The organism is Paenibacillus sp. UNC451MF, from assembly GCF_000686845.1.
In the GTDB taxonomy this organism is placed as follows: Bacteria; Bacillota; Bacilli; order Paenibacillales; family NBRC-103111; genus Paenibacillus_S.
Genome location: NZ_JMLS01000043.1, coordinates 1 through 20,844 on the forward strand (window position 1 = coordinate 1; position 20,844 = coordinate 20,844).

The following is a 20,844-nucleotide window of genomic DNA, read 5'->3' on the forward strand; positions in this document are numbered from 1 at the left end:
ACCGCTCGACTTGCATGTATTAGGCACGCCGCCAGCGTTCGTCCTGAGCCAGGATCAAACTCTCCATTAAAGTGATCACCGAAGTGATCGTATAACAGAGCTTGTCTTAAGCTCAAAATTCAATGCTAGCGAGAATTTTCATTCTCTTTAAAACATTCACTCGTTGTTCAGTTTTCAAAGGACAATTTCTACCTTTTATCGTCGCACCGTTTAGCGGCGACTTGATTAATATATCACAGTTCCATTCTATAATGCAAGTCTTTTTTTATTTCAATGAAAACTTGGCATTAAATAGCCTTATACAACCCATAGCTTCAATGCAATAAGCATTAGCAGACCAGGTACTCCAAGCACACTGACCGTCCCTACAGTTGCAGGATTCAACGGAACTTCTACTCGGGTATAGGGCCCGAATAGATTTAAAATATATAACAAAAATGCAGCAAATGCAACATTCAAGCATAAAAAGCCTATCCATTGAAACGTATGCTTATGTCTAAATAAGGTAACGATTAACAGTAAACCGGAGACAATGAGTATTCCCCACAGCATATATTGCTTTATCATCAGCCTTCCATTAGCCTCCCTCTATACACATCTATCGCTGAGAGCTTCATATGTTTCGCCTGCTTGATCAGCATTTCGAATCTCTTTTCCGCCGCCTCCATAGCATATACCGCATAGTCGATCTGATCTTTTTCTACCACATAATCCAACCGTTGCTGCGCTGCAACCCACTCACTATGAGCTCTTCCTATCTCCAGCAGCAGCTGAAGCCTCTCATTTTTCATAAGCTCTGCATGTTTCCGATGCTTCGAGCTCAATCTTTGCCATAGCTTCATTCTCGATCCCTCCTAAGTTTGTCCCTATGTTCTATACATATCAATCAACACGCTTAGGTAGAACCGAATCTCTCATTTTGCACATAAAAAAGAAGCCGTTATTGAATAACAAATGTTATTCTTAACGACTCCTTGTATTCAGCACTGACTTGTCATACGTTTACAGTTCCCGGCGTCCTTCAAGCGCTTTTGTCAGTGTAACCTCATCGGCGTACTCCAAATCGCCACCCACTGGAAGACCGTGAGCAATTCTCGTTACTTTCAATCCAAATGGTCTAACAAGTCTCGACAAATACATTGCCGTTGCTTCGCCTTCGATATTCGGATTAGTAGCTAGAATGAGCTCTTGAACTTGCTCATCGGACAGACGCTTCAACAAATCCGCAATACGGATTTCGTCAGGTCCGATTCCTTCCATAGGTGAGATAGCTCCATGAAGAACATGGTAGTATCCATTAAACTCTTTGGTTCTTTCCATCGCAACTAAGTCCTTAGGCTCCTGAACGACACAGATGACAGAGCGGTCCCTGCTTTTATCCTGACATATACGGCAAGGATCTGTATCCGTAATGTTGCAGCAGACGGAACAATAGTGCAAGTTTCTTTTGACATTGACCAGGGCTTTGGCGAAATCGATACAGTCGTCTTCCTTCATGCGCAGCACGTGAAACGCAAGTCGTGCCGCAGTCTTAGGCCCAATGCCGGGCAACCGGGAAAACGCGTCGATCAGTTTGGCTAACGGTTCGGGATAAAACAAAGAGATAGCTCCTTATGCTGTTAAAGTATATTCCCTGTACACCATTGAATCGCAAATATAATACAACTAGAACAAGCCTGGGATATTCATACCGCCAGTTAAGCGGGACATTTCTTTGTTAGCCATTTCCTCAGCTTTGTTCATTGCGTCGTTGATTGCTGTCAACACAAGATCCTGCAGCATTTCAACATCATCCGGATCTACAGCTTCCGGTTTAATAACAATACCGGTTACTTTCTTTTGGCCATTGACACTAACGGTAACTACGCCGCCGCCAGCAGAGCCCTCGATCGTTTTTTGCGCGAGCTCCTCTTGTGTTTTCAGCATTTGCTCCTGCATTTTCTTGACTTGCTTCATCATTTGATTCATGTTGTTCATTCAAATCCACTCCTCGTCATCAATCTTCTTTTATTTTCACCAGATCCTCGCCAAACATTTGGATGGCCTCATGAATCCATTCTTCCTTCGTTCCAGCCGGTTCATCCTCATGCACCAGCTTTAGCTCCTCGTTCCCATTGTCGACAGGCTTCGATTGTTCAGCGGCTGCTTTCCAATCCTTCAGCATAATAGTTACGAGACGAAGGGGATTACCCAGAATTTCACTCATGACTTGCTCGATTAGTTGTTTGTTCGCGGGCTTCTCCGTTGTTTCTCTGTGCATGGAGCTCTTGAAGGCAACCAATAGCGCGCCATCGAACACGGCAACAGGCTCGCCGTCCACCAACCAAGCATGGATCGTAATTTTTTGTTCCTTAACTCGACCAAGCACCTGACTCCACCGTTGCAGAACAGCTCTAGTATCATCGGTATCCTTCGCCTGCAGGTATCCTTCCAGCTTCTCAACCTTCTTCATAGCTACAGGTACAGACGGCGCTCTCGATCCACCTGAAGGTCCGCTCGAATGGCCTGAGCCAGCAGCAGCTGGAGCTACACCCTGCTTAAGCAGCTGTGCAATCTGTTCCTCCAGCTTTTGGATTCGACCTGTCAATTGAGTGACCAGTCCATCTGGAGCTTGGGTAGAACCAGCTGTATGAGCCGCTGCCAATGGTTGATCAGAGCTCGAAGCACCTATAGAGCTGCAAAGCTTCATCAAAGCCACTTCCAGCAGCGTTTGGGGCTGTACGGAATATTTCATCTCCGTCTGGTAGTGGTTTAATGTGTCCATCATGGAGATAAGCTCCTGGGTTGTGAACGACTCCGCCACTTCAGCAAATTGTTTGACATCTATGATACGGTCTGTGACTGCCTGCGATCCAGGCACCATCTTAACCATAAGCAAATCGCGGAAATAGTACAGAAGGCTCTCCATGCATTTGTCCGCACTTTTGCCCTCCTGCATGAAGTCATCAATCAACTTTAATACGGCACCGACGTCCCGTCGTTTCACAGCATGCACCAGTTTCTCAAACTGATCTCCTGCCATGCCTCCAGTAATCGATACCACATCGTCATAAGTGATGCTTTTGCCTGAGAACGCCATGATTTGATCCAGCAAACTTAAAGCATCGCGCATGCCTCCATCGGATAATCTGGCTATGAAGCGAATCGCCTCGTCTTCAGCATCAATCTGCTCTTCCCTGCAAACCTCATGAAGCAGCTCTACTTGCTCATCGAGTGACACACGCCGGAAATCGAATCGCTGGCAGCGAGAAATAATCGTTGCCGGCAGCTTATGCGGCTCCGTTGTGGCCAGAATAAACATCACATGCGCGGGAGGCTCCTCCAATGTTTTCAACAAAGCGTTGAAGGCTTCCGTTGTCAGCATATGAACTTCGTCGATGATGTACACCTTTTGCCGTACTTCCGTAGGTGCGTACTTCACTTTATCACGAATGTCGCGAATTTCTTCTACGCCCCGGTTGGAGGCAGCATCAATCTCCACGACGTCCATGACCGCGCCTTCGGTAATACGGATGCAGTTAGCGCACTCGTTACACGGCTCCTCAGCAGGACCTTTCAAACAATTGACGGCTTTAGCCAATATTTTGGCAGCACTCGTCTTCCCCGTTCCCCGTGGGCCGTTAAACAAGTAAGCGTGCGTATAACGTCCTTCGCGCAGCGAATTTTGCAAGGTTTGAACTATGTGCTTCTGACCTACAATTTCCCGGAAAGCCTGCGGTCTCCACGTTCGGTATAATGCGATATGTGCCATAGCTTCCTCTCCAACAATTGTTTATCCCGTCTATTATACTACACATCTACGGCTGAATGAAGTGGCTTAGGGGAAAGGAATGCTCAGTGTGAAAGTAGTTCCGAAGCCTTTCGAGGAAACGCGGATATGACCTCCGATATCATGGATGATGCGTTGGCAGATGGACAGCCCAAGTCCTGTACCTTCCTGCTTCGTGGTGAAAAACGGATCAAAAATCCTATCAATAACAAAAAGCGGTATACCAGGACCTGTATCGTGAATTTCTATGTTCACTCTTCGTTCCTCATCGTCCACCCTTTCCGTAATGGTCAAATGACCTCCATCACCCATGGCTTCAATGCCATTTTTGCAAATGTTCAAGAAGACTTGTTTCAACAACTCCTTATCGGCTATGACTTGAGGGAGCTCCTTGGTCATGTCGCACTGAACAATAACACCGTGAAGAATGGCCTCATTATTAATGATCGGCAATATATCCTTCACAACTTGCGATAAATCAACGGATGAATATGTAACGTTCTTCGGCTTGCCTAGTAGCAAAAACTCGTTGACCAGCTCATTAATCCGATTCATTTCTGTAAGCATGACTTCGGTATAGCCGCATTCCCGTTCCATTCCTTGCTCTTGGAGTGTTTTACGAAGCACCTGTAGGAAGCCTTTAATCGAGGTCAATGGATTGCGAATTTCATGAGCCGTTCCTGCCGCTATCTGTCCGATCATTGCCAGCCGGTCGCTGCGTTGAACCTGTTCTTCCAACGAACGCAGATTCGTCACATCTTTAAAAATAATGTAAGCGCCAGCTATCTGATTACTTTCGTCCCGCAGAACATTGGAATCCAGCAGCAGCTCATAGCGTTCCTGGTTGTTCGTCCATGACAACGCATGATTACGAACCACCATTCCTTCTAAAATGTTACGCTGCACCAATTGGTGCTCAGGTGGCAGCGTCCCAAAAATATGATCCACTGGCCGCCCCAGCACCTTCTCTTTCACTAAGCCAAGCACACGGCACGCCATCTCACTGATGTCAATCAGCTTAAAGCTGGTATCAATAAGCATGACTCCCAAATTGACATCCTTTATAAATGTTCCGGCGAATTGCTGTAGCAAATTCAACCCCCGCTGCAACGTGCCACCTCCTAAGCTATACCCCTTTAAACATTTCCTAAGTTAACTTTAGTATACAATTCTCCTAAATTTTTCATTTTCCTTCTGTTGCCATAAAAAAACACCATTCCTCAACCCAACGGCTGAAAAACGATGTTTATGTAATTTCATATGGATAAAAATAATACCGTGCACCTACCTTGATATTACGATCCAAGCGGAATTTTTAGACTCGACTCAAGTCAGGCAACCCTCCGGCACATGAAACATCTTGCTTACGGCTGCTTCCTTCCGGACCTGACCGGATTCACAAGCATCCATTGCGGAGGACCCAACTCTCAACACCGATTCTAAAACCCAGACCTTACATCGTAATACCGCGAATAGGCGTTCGACCCCGCTACAGCGGATTGCGGGTTACAGGGCACCGCTACCTCCCCGTCTAGCACGGCAAAGATAAGTATAGACGATTCCACAGGAAATAGCAACCTACGGGTATTATTTGCGAGAAACGGAAACTTTCACCGTGTATCGCGGCATGGCTTTTGTCAGTTTGTCATGGGCGTCTTTTTCCACTCGTGCTGCTTCCTCAGCAGATAAGCTTGCAGGCACAGTCAGTCTCACTGTAGCTATAGGCCCATTCATCGTGATTGTGGAACCTGTGACCTGAGGCACTTGTTTTATTGTTTCCTTCATTAAACGGGTGTCATCCATATACGTGTGGTACGTTGGACTCATCGGCATGTTTGGATTCACTTCGGTTATTCCGAGCGCTCCATCTCGAGAGTACGACTTCACCCTAGTGGTTCCATCCTGCTTTTGACAAGCGGTACCGATTAACGCAGTGGCAAGCACCGTACACAGAATTAAAGCTTTCTTTGGTTTCAAAACAAAAACACCTCCTGCAACCATCTAAGAGCTGGGTAACAACTGGAATGACCTTAGTCATCGAACAGTTGCTGCTTTGTTCTTAGGATAGCCACAGGAGGCACGATTATGCTGTAAGACATCTGGAAAACGGTCTAAAATTAGATACCGTATTTCTTTTTAAATTTATCAACGCGACCGCCGGCATCAATAAACTTCTGTTTACCGGTGAAGAACGGATGGCAAGCGGAACAAATCTCTACACGAAGATTTTGTTTGATCGAACCTGTTTCAAAGGTATTGCCGCAAGCGCACGTAACCGTTGTGTTATGGTACGTAGGATGGATTGCTTCTTTCATTGCTTTCACCTCTTTTGCCCTGAAACACCATGTGAATCAGAGTTATCAATTACACACATGAGTGTAGTATATCACGCTCAACATATTCGATGCAAGTGGTTTGTACGAATTACAGCCTTGGAGGAACATGGGTATAAGAACCGAGCACGACATTAGGCAGTTCCTCGCGGAAAATCTCCAGCATCTGCTTCATGCCAAGCTGCTCGCCCTGCGGCTTGGGAATTAATCCGAGATAGCTCTCAGGGTCAATATTCAAGTTCCGCAGCTGTATCAGTTTCAAATCCGTACGTCTTACAAATTCGATCATAGCTTCGATCTCTTCTTCTCTGTCCGTAACTCCAGGAAAGATCAAGTAGTTGATCGAGGTGTAGACACCATTGTCTGCTGCATAGCGAAGCGACTTCTCAACGTTTTTCAGCGTATAGCCACGCGGTTTGTAATAAGCGTTATAATGGTCGTCCAATGCACTGATCGTGCTGACCCGCATCAGATTAAGTCCTGCATCCACTATACCGCGAATATGATCGGTTAAACCGGCATTCGTATTGATATTGATATATCCCATGCTCGTTTGCTCACGCACCCGACGCATCGCTTGAATAATGGTAGGAGCTTGCGTTGACGGCTCACCTTCACAGCCTTGCCCGAAGCTGATAATACTATCCGGAGTCTTAAGATGCTCCAGCATAACTTGAACAACCTCGTCTACTGTCGGTTTAAAATTCATCCGCGTCTGAGGAGCAGGAAATCCACTATCGTCAGGCTGTTCGGAAATACAGCCGAAGCAGCCGGCATTACAGGAAAACGATACGGGAACAGCACCTTCCCAACGGTTCAAGAACGTATTCGATGCGGTAAGGCATTCATAGCCTAACGCACAGTTGGATAAATGTTTGTACAGCCGATTATCGCTATACTGCTCCACTAAACGTTGAACCTGAAGCTCCAGCTCATCAGGATCACAATTGCGCGGATTCCAGCGTTCCGGATCGTCGCTTTGGTGAGCAGCTACATAAAACCGCCCATCCTTCCAAATAGCAGCCGTATATCCGAATAGCGGGAGCAGCTTGCTTTTATCCGATTTGACATAGCCCGGAAGAAGAAGACGAGTGAAGCCTTGTGGAAGAAGTGCTCCTACTGCCGTTACATCGCCAGGAACTACTTCCATTTCTCCCGTTGCCGCATTCAAGCCTATAGGGCGTGTGTCCGGCAAGCTTACCAAGGTAGCTCCTTCAGGAAGGGGAATCAGCTCATCTTCCATAATATCCGTTATCATTTCTCCATTACGACCGAGCGCAACATAGTCAGGATGATCAAACACGTTACCGTCACGGTCGGCATATAGCAAGTTCATGGCTAATGCTCCTATCTTGTTGAATTACGAAGCAGAAGAGTTCTTCACTCGCTTGGTAGTGCCTGATGAGGATGAAGATCCACTGCTGCTGCCCGAACTAGCCCCGTTACTTTTTTCCAGCATATCCAAAAACTCTTGATTCGTCTTAGAATCCGCAAGCTTCTTAAGGAAAGCTTCCAAATATTCATGTGAATCGTTCATGCTCTTACGAATTGCCCATACTTTATCCAGCTCTTCTTTGGTTAAGAGCATTTCCTCGCGGCGGGTACCGGAACGACGAATATCGATGGCCGGGAAAATACGGCGCTCTGCCAGCTTACGATCCAAATGCAGCTCCAAATTTCCCGTTCCTTTAAACTCTTCATAAATAACGTCGTCCATACGCGAACCTGTTTCAACCAAGGCTGTTGCTAATATGGTCAAACTGCCGCCTTCTTCAATGTTACGGGCAGCACCGAAAAATCTTTTTGGACGATGGAACGCACCGGGATCGATACCGCCGGAAAGCGTACGTCCTGTTGGAGGCACAACCAAGTTGTAGGCCCGTGCAAGACGCGTAATGCTATCCATTAGAATAACAACGTCCTTCTTGTGCTCAACCAAGCGTTGTGCGCGCTCTAACACCAGCTCGGCAACCTTGATATGGTTTTCAGGCAGCTCATCAAAGGTAGAAGCGATAACCTCGCCTTTAACCGAGCGCTGCATATCCGTCACTTCTTCCGGGCGCTCGTCAATCAGCAGGACAAACAGTTCGATATCCGGATGATTGGTCGAAATACTGTTAGCAATTTCCTTAAGCAGCAAAGTTTTACCTGCTTTGGGCGGAGCTACGATCAAGCCGCGCTGCCCTAATCCTACGGGAGCCAATAAATCCATTAAACGAGTGGAATAATGCGTAGGGGATGTCTCAAGTACCAATTTCTTTTGCGGATACAGAGGAGTTAATGCCGGGAAGTGCAGTCGTTCCGCTGCTGTTACAGGATCTTCACCATTCACAGCTTCCACATGCAGCAATCCGAAATACCGCTCATTTTCTTTTGGAGGACGGCATTTACCTGATACAAGATCGCCGGAACGCAAATCAAACTTGCGAATCTGGGAAGCAGAGATATAAATATCCTCCGAGCTCGGCAAGTAGTTGATAGGTCTAAGAAAGCCAAAGCCGTCCTGAAGAATTTCCAGCACGCCCTGCATAAACATCAGTCCGCTTTTTTCAGCCTGTGCTCGTAAAATAGCAAAAATAAGTTCTTTTTTCTTCAATTGCCCGTAATAAGGAATTTGATGCTTCTTGGCCAATTGATAAAGCTCTGTCAATTTGAGTGCCTCTAGTTGTGCTAGATGCATATCCATAATTTCTAACCACCAAACTATTATATTTTCAAGGCTTAGCGTATAACTCTAGCATTGCGTGTTAAAGGACCTCTTTCAATGCCGGGAAGATACAAGTTCTCGGAGAAAACCCACTAAGGAAGCAGTCGGGGATTGAGGAAAGGAGCAGCAAGTCTTTCTTGCGAAAAACCATCTTTAGGGTACGCCCGCTGATGCTAAGCCCGCGCATAATCTCCATGCAGATAGCTTTTCGTAAGAAAGCTGCTTCATACTGATACTTAACCATTTAGTGTGCCGTGATATCTAAGATTTCCGAAATTTTTCCTTCAGCAATTACACTGTCTAGCATTACCCAAAAAGGTGGAGTCTATACGAATATTACTCGTTCTTACGCCATACCTCTGCACCTAAATTTGATAGATTCGTAACCAAATGATCATAACCCCGGTCGATATATTCAACACCCGTTATTTCCGTTACACCATCAGGTACGGTAAGGCCGGCAATAACGAGCGCTGCTCCGGCACGAAGATCCGTTGCTTTCACTTTGGCTGCGCTCAATTGACATCCTTCAATGACAGCGGAACGACCCTCAACCTTGATTTTGGCTCCCATTCGCAGAAGCTCTGGAACGTGCTTGAACCGATTGCTATAAACATAGTCGGTCAGTATACTGACTCCCTTGGTTTGGGTTAGCAAGCTGCTCATAGGCGACTGCAAATCCGTAGCAAAGCCCGGATATACTAGCGCTTTAACGTCGACGCTTTCATATATCGGCTGGCCTACAACGCGAATGGATTCGTCCATCTCGTAAATATGAACGCCCATTTCCTGCAATTTGGCCGTCAAAGCTTCCATATGTTTCGGTATTACATTATCTACGATGACATCCCCGCGAGTTGCAGCCGCAGCGATCATATAAGTCCCTGCTTGTATGCGGTCGGGAATAATAGAATGATGGCATCCATGCATCGAATCCACGCCCTCGATGCGGATCGTTTCTGTTCCTGCTCCTTTTATTTTGGCACCCATGGCATTCAATAAAGTAGCAACATCTATAATTTCAGGCTCTTTGGCCGCATTTTCAATCAAAGTGACGCCTTTGGCACGAGAAGCTGCCAACATAATGTTGATCGTTGCCCCTACGCTAACAACATCCAAATAAATTTTTGCTCCACGAAGCTCTTTTGCATAGATATGTAAGGCACCATTCTCAGTACTTACACGCGCTCCCAACGCTTCAAAACCTTTAATATGCTGATCGATTGGACGCGGTTCAAAATTACATCCACCAGGTAATCCGATAGTTGCTTCCCCAAAACGTCCCAACAGCGCTCCCATTAAATAATAAGAGGCTCTTAACTTTTTCACATTGCCGTTAGGCATTGATTTGGATTGCAGACGGCTCGGATCAATGATCATTCGATCTTCCTTCCATTCTACCGTCGCACCTAGCTCTTCTAAAAGTTCTGTATAAATGGCAACATCGCTTAAAATTGGCAAATTGTCCAGTGTTACTGTTGTCTCCGATAAAATAGCGGCCGGAATTAAAGCAATAGCACTGTTCTTAGCGCCGCTTATCTGGACCGTCCCCCTCAGCGGACGACCGCCGGAGACCATCAACTTTTCCATTCGTCCCTCTTCCTCCCACATGACTGCTTTAAAGCACTAAACAAACGAATCAACCTATTATCGGGGTTATAATGAAAGAATAGAGGGAAATACACCGCAACGATGCATTTCCCATATATAAAACTTAAGCTTGGTTGGAGCTTCCGAACAATTGAATTTTGGATTTAACCACATCAATCATGGCTTTGCGGGCAGGAGTGAGGTATTTACGAGGATCGTACACTTTAGCATCTTTGTTCAGCACTTCGCGAATAGCCTCGGTGCATGCTACTTGGTTTTCAGTGTTAACGTTGATTTTGCCGACCCCTGCTGCGATGGATTTTCTGATCATTTCGTCAGGTACGCCGGATCCTCCGTGAAGTACGACAGGAACTGGAATAGCTTTGGAAACTTTCTCGATAATATCAAAATGGATGTTAGGCTCGCCAGCGTACATACCATGAGCGGTACCTACTGCGATTGCCAGACAGTCAACGCCGGTTTCTTCATAGAAACGAATAGCTTCTTCTGGCTTAGCCAAGCTTGCATTTTCTTCGTCAACGCTCAGATCGTCTTCTACGCCGCCGATTGTTCCAAGCTCGCCTTCAACGGAAACGCCCATCGCGTGAGCCGCTTTAACGACTTCTTTCGTCAAACGAATGTTTTCTTCGAAAGAATAGTGGGAACCGTCGAACATAACAGAGCTAAAACCAGCACGGATACATTTCATAGCTACTTCAAAGCTGCTGCCGTGATCCAGATGCAATGCGATCGGCAAGCCGGATTTTTTAGCAGCTGCTTCAGCAATAGCAACTGTAAATTCGATACCCATATACTTCAAAGCCCCTTCACTAACACCGTAAATGAAAGGTGACTTCAATTCCTCAGCTGCTTCTACGATTGCTTGAGCAAATTCAAGGTTGTTCATGTTGAATTGTCCCACCGCATACTTGTTCGCTTTTGCCTTAGGCAAAAATTCGTTCATTGAAACCAATGGCATGTGACTCTTCCTCCTAGTGTTTATTGACCGAGTTAAGTACGAAGACCGCTCTTGTGTCATACTGGGTTATTATATCATAGAAAGCTTAAAATGATAACCAAGCCTACAGCTTTTTTCAGGACAAGCAGGTCAAAAAGGACCCGTTTTGACTGCTTTTTTTGCATGTAAGCGGACTCAACAGCATGCCAATTATGGGCAAAAAAAAGAGATCCTGTAAATCAGGATCCCACCGCATATGAATTGTTACCTGTAAGTCGCAACTGATTGTTGACCGCATGCCGCAGCTCATCGATATCAAAAGGCTTCGTAAAGTGCATGATTGCACCTAAATCTGTGGCCTCTTTGATCATGTCCAGCTCGCCATACGCCGTCATCATGATGACTTTAATTGAAGAATCAATAGCTTTGATATGCTTTAATATGTCCAAGCCGTCCATACCAGGAATCTTCATATCCAAGAGCACAAGGTCAGGAGACGCCGTTCTCACAATCTCTAGAGCCAGCTTCCCGTTAGAAGCCTGGTAGGTTTCATATCCTTCGCTGCTGAACACTTCCATTAACAAGATGCGAATACCGTTCTGATCATCAACAATTAGCAACTTCTTCTTCAATACGGTAACCTCCTCATTCCGCTTTCGTTTGTGTGTCGGAATTCCGTCCTGTCTAACTATCCTCTCAAGATAGATTCGATGCCAACCCCGATTTTCCTTCTTGTTTCTGCGGAAAGTTGAAAAGTTTTACAATTAAAGGAGATTCTGAAGAAACAACGCGAAATCTCGCTGATATGAATATGCTAACGTTAGACGATCTATGACTAATTTTTCATTTGGAATGCAGCTTGCACAAAATGTTTGAACAAGGCTTGCGGGCGGTTCGGACGGGAAGTGAATTCCGGATGGAACTGCACCGCCAAGAACCATGGGTGTTCAGGGCATTCAATGATTTCGACCAAACGGCCGTCCGGAGAAGTACCGGTAATTTTCAACCCTGCCGCTTCCAGCGTGTCGCGGTATTGGTTATTAAATTCGTACCGATGACGATGTCTCTCATAGACAAGCTCATCATCATAGCAGCGCATAGCGAGCGAGCCTTCAACCAGTTTGCACGGATACAATCCAAGACGCATCGTACCGCCAAGATCTTCAATATCCTTCTGCTCAGGCAGCAGGTCGATAACCGGATAAGGCGTAGTCGGATTGATCTCGGAGCTATTCGCACCCTCAAGTTTCAGCACGGAACGAGCATACTCCACAACGGCAACCTGCATACCCAGGCAAATACCGAAGAATGGAACGTTATTCTCACGCGCGTAGCGGATAGCCGATACTTTACCTTCGATACCGCGATCGCCGAAGCCGCCTGGTACAAGAATACCTTGTACGCCACCCAGTAAATCCTTAACGTTGTTGTCATTCACTTCTTCGGCGTTAACCCAACGAATTTTGATTTCCGTATTGCAATCAATTCCGGCATGTCCGAGCGCTTCTACAATACTTAAATAAGCATCATGCAAAGCAACATATTTACCGACGATAGCAATTTCTGTCGTATGCTTCAAGGATTTGACGCGATGTACAAGGTTTTCCCATTCGGTCATATCCGGTTCGTTCGTAGTCAGCTTCAAATGATTGACGACGATATCGTCAAGCCCTTGCTCGCGAAGCATCATAGGCACTTCATACAATGTGTCAGCATCCAAACACTCAACAACAGCACTTTCGTCAATATCGCAGAACAGGGCCAGCTTGCGTTTTAGGTCCTCGGAAAGTGGATGCTCCGTACGGCAAACAACAACATGAGGCTGAATACCGATACCGCGAAGCTCTTTCACGCTGTGCTGAGTCGGTTTGGTTTTTACCTCTCCGGCTGCTTTCAAATAAGGAATCAGCGTAACGTGAATGTACATGACATTCTCGCGGCCGATGTCGCTTTTAATTTGGCGAATAGCCTCGATAAACGGCAAGCTCTCGATATCGCCTACAGTTCCGCCGATCTCGGTAATAACGACATCCGACTGCGCTTCACGTCCAGCGCGGAATACGCGGTCCTTGATTTCGTTTGTAATGTGCGGAATAACTTGCACGGTACCGCCAAGATATTCACCGCGACGTTCTTTCGTAATAACGGAAGAATAGATCTTCCCTGTCGTGACGTTGCTGTTCTTAGATAAGTTAATATCGATAAAACGTTCATAGTGACCCAAGTCCAAATCGGTTTCCGCACCATCATCCGTTACGAAAACTTCCCCGTGCTGATATGGACTCATCGTTCCCGGGTCTACGTTAATATAAGGGTCAAATTTTTGAATGGTAACTTTCAGCCCCCGGTTTTTCAAGAGCCTTCCGAGCGATGCCGCTGTAATCCCCTTGCCCAATGAGGAAACAACGCCCCCCGTGACGAAAATATACTTGGTCATGTATGTAACCCTCCAATATTGATAGTATTGCGCGAAATCAGTTCTCATAAACGGAAGGAAAGCAACTACTTCCACGCCAAAATAATTTCACGTTCAGCAGCGTGGAACGTCCAAAAAAATCCCCCATAAAAAAAGAAAAAATGCCCCGACTTGCGCGGGGCACTTTATAGTCAAGACATTCGTCATGATTCGATCTTTTCCAAAGCCCAGAAAATAGTTTACTCTGATCGATCATCGCTGTCAAGGAGGAGGAGAGAATTGGTTTATTTCTTACCGTCGTCCTCATCTTCATCTTCGAATTCTTCGTCATCCGAATCTTCCAAATCATCTTCGGAATCATCACCCAGATCATTGCCTTCGATCTCTTCTTCCTCGATCTCTTCTTCTTCTTCGAAGAATTCAGTCTCCTCTTCAGCCTCTTCTTCGGCTTCAAAGTCGTCCTCATCACGCACTTTGTCGAAGTTGTCGTAATCTTCTTCTTCGGCAAAATTGTCTTCCTCTTCGGCGAAGAGATCCTCGTCGTCCAGATCGTCGTCTTCATCGTTAATGATGCGCGGACGTTTGCCGCTGCCTACAGCATCCTCGGACTTCTCAACCGGATACCAGCGCTTCAGTCCCCACAAATTCGTGCCGACACATGCAAATCGGCCGTCTATATTGATCTCCGTATATAGTTGAGCGATAACCTGCATGACATCATCTTCAGAGAGGCCTTTAATTTTGGCGATTTCTGCCATTAAATCACGATAATAAAAAGGCGTATTCGCTGCTTTCAGCAATTCAAATGCTAGATCGACCATCGGCATTTCTTTTGCTTGCTCAGCACCGACCTTTAGAGTGTACTGTCCACTCATCCAAGCACATCCCTTCGAACATTTTACAAGAGTCCTAACTCATAATATCCATTATACTCATTTAGTAAACCTTATTTTATGCAAAAAAGCAACTAGGAGTCTGTCCGAGAGATCGCTTTTTTTGCCGACAGAAGAACTGCAAAAAAAGTAAAGAAGCGAAGGAGGACCTCCTTCGCTTTGACTGTATCCGCGAGGACCGAGTTCAGCTCCGCCCCCAACCCTCATTAATGCTGAAGAGAATCGACTGACTCTCTCTATTTATCGTATGTGCGAATTTCCCATATGACACGGGTTCTTACCCAATTATTTATATAAAGGTTAGGTGCACATGCCGCCGGACTTCCTCCCACATACGATATTGCAAAGCGTATGATTCCAGAGGCCGATGCATGGGGGGAAGATCAATTGTGAAACCATCCACGTTTGTAGAATGGCTACATGGAGCCATGGAGGGCACAGATAACAACGATCGCAAGCACATCATTCGATTCAGTGATGTCAATCATTACTCCGCGTGCCTAAGACAAATTAAACGCCTCAAGAAAAAAATGACCCGGTTACAGGAAGTCCAACCGCTAAAAATCATCCATGCCATTTCCTGCAGCTTGCAATCTCCAGAGCTATTGGCCGATCTCCCTTTTATCCAGTCCATAGAAACGGACACGCGTATGAAGGTTCATGCTGCGAAGGCGCTCACATCGATTCAGCCTACCAGCTCCAGCGCCAAATCAACCAGTGGGGCGCAGAACATCCCTTGGGGTATAAGACATATCCGAGCTCCTCAAGCGTGGAGCAAGTCCAAGGGAGAACACATCCACATCGGGGTTATCGATACCGGGGCCGATTACACACATCCGGACCTGCGCAATTGCCTGTCGCATGGAGTCAATCTATTGAACCGCTATTTGCTGCCTAATGATGACAATGGTCACGGGACCCATATTGCAGGAACGATAGCTGCATCAAGTCGGCAGCGAGGAATTATAGGCGTAGCGCCGCAAGCTTTAATTCATCCGGTCAAAGCATTTGACCATCAAGGAAGCGCGTTCGTATCCGATATTATTAGCGGCATCGACTGGTGCGTAAAAAATCAAATCAACATTATCAACATGAGCTTTGGAATGAAAACATACAGCAAAGCTCTGGAATCCGCCGTACGCAATGCGTACGAATCAGGAGTTATCGTCGTTGCCTCTTCAGGGAACGAAGGCAAAAAAGCAGGGATCGATTACCCCGCCCGGCTTCGCCAAGTCATCGCAGTGGGAGCGACTACCCGTCGCGGGCAAATCGCACCATTTAGCAATATTAGCAAAAAAATAGATATTTACGCCCCCGGCGAAAAAGTATATTCAACATGGCTGAGAGGGAAATACCACGAATTAAGCGGCACCTCTATGGCCACTTCGCATGTCACCGGAGTGATCGCTCTCATGCTTGCCCGGAAGCCGGGCTTAAAGCCTATGCAAGTGAAATCCATCATTAAGAAAAATGCCAAGCTTATTTTAAAATCCAGCAAATCCGGTATCGGCATTAAAGAAATCAATGCCATGAGGGCTGTTGGGGCAGTATCATCAAAAACGGTTTCGAGCGGCAACTAACACCTGCCGTCCGAAACCGTTTTTTACTGTTGAGCTATTCATTGAGGCTGCTGCCGTGTGGAAATGGTAACTTTTAACCGGAAGGAGCCGGACTTCTCCCCTAATACATACAAATCATAGCTCCAATCGACTGTGCCCAGGCCACCAGTCAACTCCATGATTAAGGAGTTCGTTAATGTATGCATCTGAAGCGTGCCTTGAGGCATCTCATAGACGCCCCGGCAACTCTGACCTTGAACAAACGTAAGCTCCGAGCGCACATTCCCGCTGCGCAATAACCTTATGCGCTCCCGCTCCAGCTTGATCGTTGTCATCGTCCCCGACATTTCCGGATCCGACTCCTCATAACGCAAATAATAATGATCGCCCTTCTGGTACAAATCGCCATCGACCTGCTGCTGCACGCGCTGATCCTCTGAATAGCTTTCGATATTTACCGATACCGCCGTCTTCATATTCCGCACCTCCTGCCACACGCATCAGTGTAACGAAACAGGGAGAACTTTTCAAGAACGGCTTATCCTTGCAATTGAAGTATGGCAACCCCGTTAGGACCGAGCTCCAACGAAGCACGCGCTGACTGGCCGCTTATAAGATCAACGAAGATACCTTCGGGAAGCCCAATGCTTGCCTTCTGCGCATTATGGTTCAACGCGAACACATAACGCTCCCCATTCTTCGCTCTGCGTACGCTCATCTCCACTCCGGCAGGAGCCGTCAAAGGAGCCCGCAGCTCCAAATCGGCCAAGATGCCGCCGATGAACTCCTTGATGAAGCCTGGCTCAGGCTGCGTACCTACATAGTAAGCCTTTCCTTGACCGAAAGGATGCTCCGTCACAGCAGGAGAGCCTGCGAAGAAATCCGATGTAAAGGTGGCAAGCGAACTCGCACCTTCCAAACGAATAAGATCCGCCCACAGATTGCAGCTGTATTCCCCGTTGCCGGATACGGCGATGCCGTTAGTCTGACCCGGCAGCATAGGATCAAACTCCTCGACGCAGATACCGAGCAGCTTACGAAGCGGCGCCGGGTAACCGCCCAGATGAATACGGTCGTTCTCGTCGACAATCCCACTGAAGAAGGTCGTAAGCAGCGTACCGCCGTTACTCACATACGACTCCAAGTTGGCCCCAACACCCGGACCGACCATATAGAGCGCTGGAGCAAGCACCAGCTTATAGCTGCTTAGATCGGCATCCGGCTGTACGAAGTCCACGCCTACGTTATGCTCGAATAACGCCTGGTAATACTGCTTTACTTGCTCAAGGTACAGGACATCACGGCTCGGCTTGGAATCAAGCTCCAGCGCCCACCAGTTATGCCAATCGAAGATAATGGCTACTCTGGCCTCCACACGGGAATCTACAAGAGCATCCAGCTGCTTCAGCTCTTGGCCGAGCTGCTCGACCTCACGGTAAATGCGGCTGTTCTCATCCCCAGTGTGCGTCACCATAGCACCATGGAACTTCTCTGCCCCGGCTCCGGATTGACGCCATTGGAAGAACATAACGCCGTCCCCGCCATGCGCAATCGTCTGATAGCTCCACAAACGCATCACGCCAGGACGCTTAAGCGGATTATGCTGACGCCAGTTCACCTGGCTTGTAACCTGCTCCATAAGAATAAAAGGCTGCCCGCCCTTCAAGCTGCGCATCAAATCGTGCTGCATAGCCGCGAACACTGGAATCCCTGCCGTCGGCTCTGGATAGCTGTCCCAAGTTACAACGTCCATATGCTTGGCCCATTCGAAATGGTCGAGCGGTTTGAAAGCCCCCATAAAATTGGTCATTATAGGCAAGTTAGGAGTGATTTCCTTCAAGATGCGATGTTCACCCAAATAAGCGTCCAGCAGGCTGTCGGACATAAAACGCTTGTAATCAAGCTGTTGGCCCGGGTTAGGATATGTTGGCGTTTTGCCTGGTAATCCGATTTCATCCCAATCATAATATTTTTGGCTCCAGAAATTCGTTCCCCAACGAGCATTCAATTCATCGAGCGTGCTGTAGCGCTTCTCCAGCCAGACACGGAATTCGCGGGTGCATTCATCACAAAAGCATTGAGAAATGTGGCAAGCATATTCATTGTTAATGTGCCACATGGCAAGGGCAGGATGATCCTTGTACCTCTCTGCCAGCTTGCGAACCAGGCGTTGGCCGTACAACCGGAACGCCTTGCTGTTAGGGCAATAGTGCTGACGCGAGCCCTGCGCATAACGAGCCCCGTTCTCATCCACCGGTAAAGAATCCGGGTGAAGCTTAGCCAGCCATGCAGGCGGCGAAGCGGTAGCCGTAGCCAGGTCAGCCATGATGCCGTGCTCTGCCATTAAATCCATCAGACGATCCAACCAAGCGAAATCATACGTATCGGGACCGGGCTGCAGTGCCGCCCAGCTGAAAATACCAACGCTGACAATATTGACGCCTGCTTTGTTCATCAGACGCATATCATCCTTCCACACTTCCTCCGGCCACTGCTCCGGATTGTAATCACCACCGTAGAATAAATTGGGCAGCTTAACATTTTTTGAAACGGACATAACAAGAACCCTCCTCTAAAATAGGATCATATGCATAGGATACGTCCACTCAAGGTACTATTTCAATCGAATCATTTTCTTGTTAATATAAATATATTCATATTTGATTCTGCTGGAAGCATAAGGCGGTGTTCCTAACCTTGGACTACAACATATTCGGTGTCATGACAGAAATGGATTTGAAGTATCCCATCTATATAACGAATGCGGGCGGTTGGCGCAATCAAGAGCCTATGCATCGAGAGAAGGGTTTTCCCGACTATCAATGGATTCAAACGGTGAGCGGAGCCGGGCAACTGGAGGTTGGGGGTAAGCAATATACGGTAAGCGAAGGTCAAGGCATGTTTCTGCTCCCTAACGAGAAACACGGTTATGCTCCGATTCGCGAACCGTGGACGGTAAAATGGATTACGTTCAACGGCGCCCATATGGCCGAGCTGCTATCATCCATGAATTTTGATGCTTCCACAATCCTGTATTTGAGCAACCCGGATGTAACATTAAACAAAATCAACTCCATCGTCTCGATCCTGCAATCGGAAGATCCGCTGCGTGGAGCAGAATGCTCTTCCCTCGGCTATCAGCTGCTGCTCGATTTATTTTTGTATGCCTCCCGTTCAGAGGTACGTACCAAAAGGCAGCATGCGGAGCAGCTGGCTCCGGCATTTTTGTACATGGAGGCTCACTATCATGAACCGATTAGCTTGCAGCAGTTGGCTGACCAGCTTGGCGTCACACCTCAGCACACCTGCCTCCTGTTCCAGCAGACGCTCGGCATCCGACCCTTCGCCTATCTGACCCGCTTCCGACTGCGCAAAGCAAAGGAACTGCTGCTGGAGCAGCCGAATGCAGAGGTTCGCGATATCGCCCGCTGCGTAGGCTACGAGGATAGCAGTTACTTCATTAAGCTGTTCAAAAAGCAGGAAGGTCTCACACCAAGCAGCTTCCGCAAAATTCACCGCCTGAATTAATATAGCAACCTTTCCACGACACAAAGCGTAAATACAATATGAATGTTTTTCCAAAATAAGGAGCGGTGTATGACATGTTGCTAGTCTCTGAACATCATCAAGCTGCAGATAACGATAACAGGTTCCCCTATTGGAGCTCTATTGATGCGAGCGCTATCTATAACCGATCTGGCTCCCATTCCCCCTATCGAGTCTTGGAGTCCAGCATATGACTTCCAACCTGAGCAGAAGATCTTTTCTGAAAAAAACCATTTCCGGCTTTGCCCAGCTTGCCGTTCTATCCATGGGTGGCTACGGTTATGCCCGTTACGCCGAACCCCGCTGGCTGCAAACAACCCATCTAACCCTAACGCTAAAAAGACTACCGTCTGCCTTTTCCGGTATGAGAATCGTTCAATTCAGCGATGTGCACCTAGGGTTTTACTATACGGCCGAGCAGTTGGCTCACTTAGTGGACATTATTCAATCTCACGAACCCGATCTGATTTGCTTCACAGGAGATCTGTACGACTATGTGATCTTAGAGGACTCCCCTGCCGTCATTCAAGCCTTGTCTCGATTAAAGGCGCCGCTCGGCAAAGGGGCTGTACTCGGAAACCACGATTATTACGGCAAGGAGCCGAAAAGAATTACGAAAATATTGTCCGACGGCGGCTTTCATGTTCTGAACAACCAGTCTATTGCTCTCAATCGAGGCAACAGCTATTTATGGCTGAGCGGCGTAGAAGATATGTGGAACGGAGCTCCGGACATCAAGAAGGCAATGCAGTCCGTTCCTCCCAATGATTGCGTACTGCTGCTATCTCACTGTCCCGATTTTGCCGACATCGCCCTCCAGTACCCGATCGATTTGCAGCTGTCTGGACATAGTCACGGCGGTCAAGTCCGCCTCCCCTTCTACGGCCATATTGTTACGCCTCAATACGCCAAGAAATATGTAGATGGCCTGTACACGTTAGGCGATGGCAAGCTGCAGGTATACACCAATCGGGGGATCGGAGTATCCCAATACCCTGTCCGCTTTTACTGCCGTCCCGAACTAACCGTCATCACCCTCAATTCGGTGTAAATACAGCAAAAAGGCAGCTACC

At 47.2% G+C, this 20,844-nt stretch carries 20 protein-coding genes, 1 rRNA gene and 1 other RNA gene; 3 read left to right on the forward strand and 19 right to left on the reverse strand.

Annotated features, from left to right (window positions below):
- The 17 genes from BP97_RS0129115 to rpoE all read right to left on the reverse strand — a co-directional run.
- Nucleotides 1-70: ribosomal RNA gene (locus BP97_RS0129115) — 16S ribosomal RNA — on the reverse strand; the annotation flags it as partial.
- Between the two features lie 227 nt (nt 71-297).
- Nucleotides 298-567: a pro-sigmaK processing inhibitor BofA family protein gene (locus tag BP97_RS0129120; protein WP_231506484.1), complete on the reverse strand. Its 270-nt coding sequence runs from the start codon at nt 565-567 to the stop codon at nt 298-300.
- Nucleotides 567-842 carry a DUF2508 family protein gene (locus BP97_RS0129125; RefSeq protein ID WP_028552268.1) on the reverse strand — a complete coding sequence of 92 codons (276 nt, stop codon included), beginning with the start codon at nt 840-842 and terminating at the stop codon, nt 567-569. The genes BP97_RS0129120 and BP97_RS0129125 overlap by 1 nt, the downstream gene beginning before the upstream one ends.
- A gap of 160 nt (nt 843-1,002) precedes the next feature.
- Nucleotides 1,003-1,599: a recombination mediator RecR gene (recR, locus tag BP97_RS0129130; protein ID WP_028552269.1), complete on the reverse strand. Its 597-nt coding sequence runs from the start codon at nt 1,597-1,599 to the stop codon at nt 1,003-1,005.
- Nucleotides 1,600-1,665: 66 nt separating this feature from the next.
- Complete coding sequence (locus tag BP97_RS0129135) at nt 1,666-1,977, reverse strand: YbaB/EbfC family nucleoid-associated protein (RefSeq protein WP_028552270.1); 312 nt, start codon at nt 1,975-1,977, stop codon at nt 1,666-1,668.
- A gap of 19 nt (nt 1,978-1,996) precedes the next feature.
- Nucleotides 1,997-3,751, reverse strand: a complete 1,755-nt coding sequence (gene dnaX / locus BP97_RS0129140; RefSeq protein ID WP_028552271.1) for a DNA polymerase III subunit gamma/tau — start codon at nt 3,749-3,751, stop codon at nt 1,997-1,999.
- Nucleotides 3,752-3,817: 66 nt separating this feature from the next.
- Complete coding sequence (locus tag BP97_RS0129145) at nt 3,818-4,879, reverse strand: ATP-binding protein (RefSeq protein ID WP_028552272.1); 1,062 nt, start codon at nt 4,877-4,879, stop codon at nt 3,818-3,820.
- Between the two features lie 166 nt (nt 4,880-5,045).
- Nucleotides 5,046-5,309, reverse strand: an RNA gene (gene ffs, locus BP97_RS39445) — signal recognition particle sRNA large type.
- 47 nt (nt 5,310-5,356) lie between these two features.
- Nucleotides 5,357-5,746, reverse strand: a complete 390-nt coding sequence (locus tag BP97_RS0129150; RefSeq protein WP_028552273.1) for a hypothetical protein — start codon at nt 5,744-5,746, stop codon at nt 5,357-5,359.
- Nucleotides 5,747-5,886: 140 nt separating this feature from the next.
- A complete protein-coding gene (gene rpmE, locus BP97_RS0129155) occupies nt 5,887-6,084 on the reverse strand; it encodes a 50S ribosomal protein L31 (protein ID WP_028552274.1) in 198 nt (65 codons plus the stop codon).
- A 109-nt stretch (nt 6,085-6,193) separates the two neighbouring features.
- Nucleotides 6,194-7,438, reverse strand: a complete 1,245-nt coding sequence (locus BP97_RS0129160) for a radical SAM family protein (RefSeq protein ID WP_028552275.1) — start codon at nt 7,436-7,438, stop codon at nt 6,194-6,196.
- Nucleotides 7,439-7,462: 24 nt separating this feature from the next.
- Nucleotides 7,463-8,788 (reverse strand): transcription termination factor Rho, encoded by a 1,326-nt coding sequence (gene rho, locus BP97_RS0129165; RefSeq protein ID WP_028552276.1) that lies wholly within the window; start codon nt 8,786-8,788, stop codon nt 7,463-7,465.
- Nucleotides 8,789-9,145: 357 nt separating this feature from the next.
- Nucleotides 9,146-10,399, reverse strand: coding sequence for a UDP-N-acetylglucosamine 1-carboxyvinyltransferase (locus tag BP97_RS0129170; RefSeq protein ID WP_028552277.1), 1,254 nt, complete (start codon nt 10,397-10,399; stop codon nt 9,146-9,148).
- A 124-nt stretch (nt 10,400-10,523) separates the two neighbouring features.
- Nucleotides 10,524-11,378, reverse strand: coding sequence for a class II fructose-1,6-bisphosphate aldolase (fba, locus tag BP97_RS0129175; RefSeq protein ID WP_028552278.1), 855 nt, complete (start codon nt 11,376-11,378; stop codon nt 10,524-10,526).
- A gap of 218 nt (nt 11,379-11,596) precedes the next feature.
- Complete coding sequence (locus BP97_RS0129180; RefSeq protein WP_028552279.1) at nt 11,597-11,989, reverse strand: response regulator; 393 nt, start codon at nt 11,987-11,989, stop codon at nt 11,597-11,599.
- A 203-nt stretch (nt 11,990-12,192) separates the two neighbouring features.
- Nucleotides 12,193-13,794: a CTP synthase gene (locus BP97_RS0129185; protein ID WP_028552280.1), complete on the reverse strand. Its 1,602-nt coding sequence runs from the start codon at nt 13,792-13,794 to the stop codon at nt 12,193-12,195.
- Between the two features lie 263 nt (nt 13,795-14,057).
- Nucleotides 14,058-14,648 carry a DNA-directed RNA polymerase subunit delta gene (gene rpoE / locus BP97_RS0129190; RefSeq protein ID WP_028552281.1) on the reverse strand — a complete coding sequence of 197 codons (591 nt, stop codon included), beginning with the start codon at nt 14,646-14,648 and terminating at the stop codon, nt 14,058-14,060.
- A 389-nt stretch (nt 14,649-15,037) separates the two neighbouring features.
- On the opposite strand from rpoE, the gene BP97_RS0129195 reads away from it, so the two are divergent.
- A complete protein-coding gene (locus BP97_RS0129195; RefSeq protein ID WP_051621039.1) occupies nt 15,038-16,246 on the forward strand; it encodes a S8 family peptidase in 1,209 nt (402 codons plus the stop codon).
- Between the two features lie 38 nt (nt 16,247-16,284).
- On the opposite strand, the gene BP97_RS0129200 is transcribed toward BP97_RS0129195, so the two are convergent.
- Entirely contained in the window at nt 16,285-16,701 is a 417-nt protein-coding gene (locus BP97_RS0129200) for a YwiB family protein (RefSeq protein WP_036746751.1), read from the reverse strand.
- A gap of 62 nt (nt 16,702-16,763) precedes the next feature.
- Complete coding sequence (locus BP97_RS0129205) at nt 16,764-18,782, reverse strand: beta-galactosidase (RefSeq protein ID WP_036746752.1); 2,019 nt, start codon at nt 18,780-18,782, stop codon at nt 16,764-16,766.
- Between the two features lie 140 nt (nt 18,783-18,922).
- On the opposite strand from BP97_RS0129205, the gene BP97_RS0129210 reads away from it, so the two are divergent.
- Both BP97_RS0129210 and BP97_RS0129215 read left to right on the forward strand, forming a co-directional pair.
- The gene (locus BP97_RS0129210; protein ID WP_028552285.1) at nt 18,923-19,753 is read left to right on the forward strand and encodes an AraC family transcriptional regulator; all 831 of its coding nucleotides are present in this window, start codon (nt 18,923-18,925) and stop codon (nt 19,751-19,753) included.
- Nucleotides 19,754-19,961: 208 nt separating this feature from the next.
- Nucleotides 19,962-20,822 (forward strand): metallophosphoesterase, encoded by an 861-nt coding sequence (locus BP97_RS0129215; RefSeq protein ID WP_028552286.1) that lies wholly within the window; start codon nt 19,962-19,964, stop codon nt 20,820-20,822.
- The last annotated feature ends 22 nt before the right edge of the window (nt 20,823-20,844 follow it).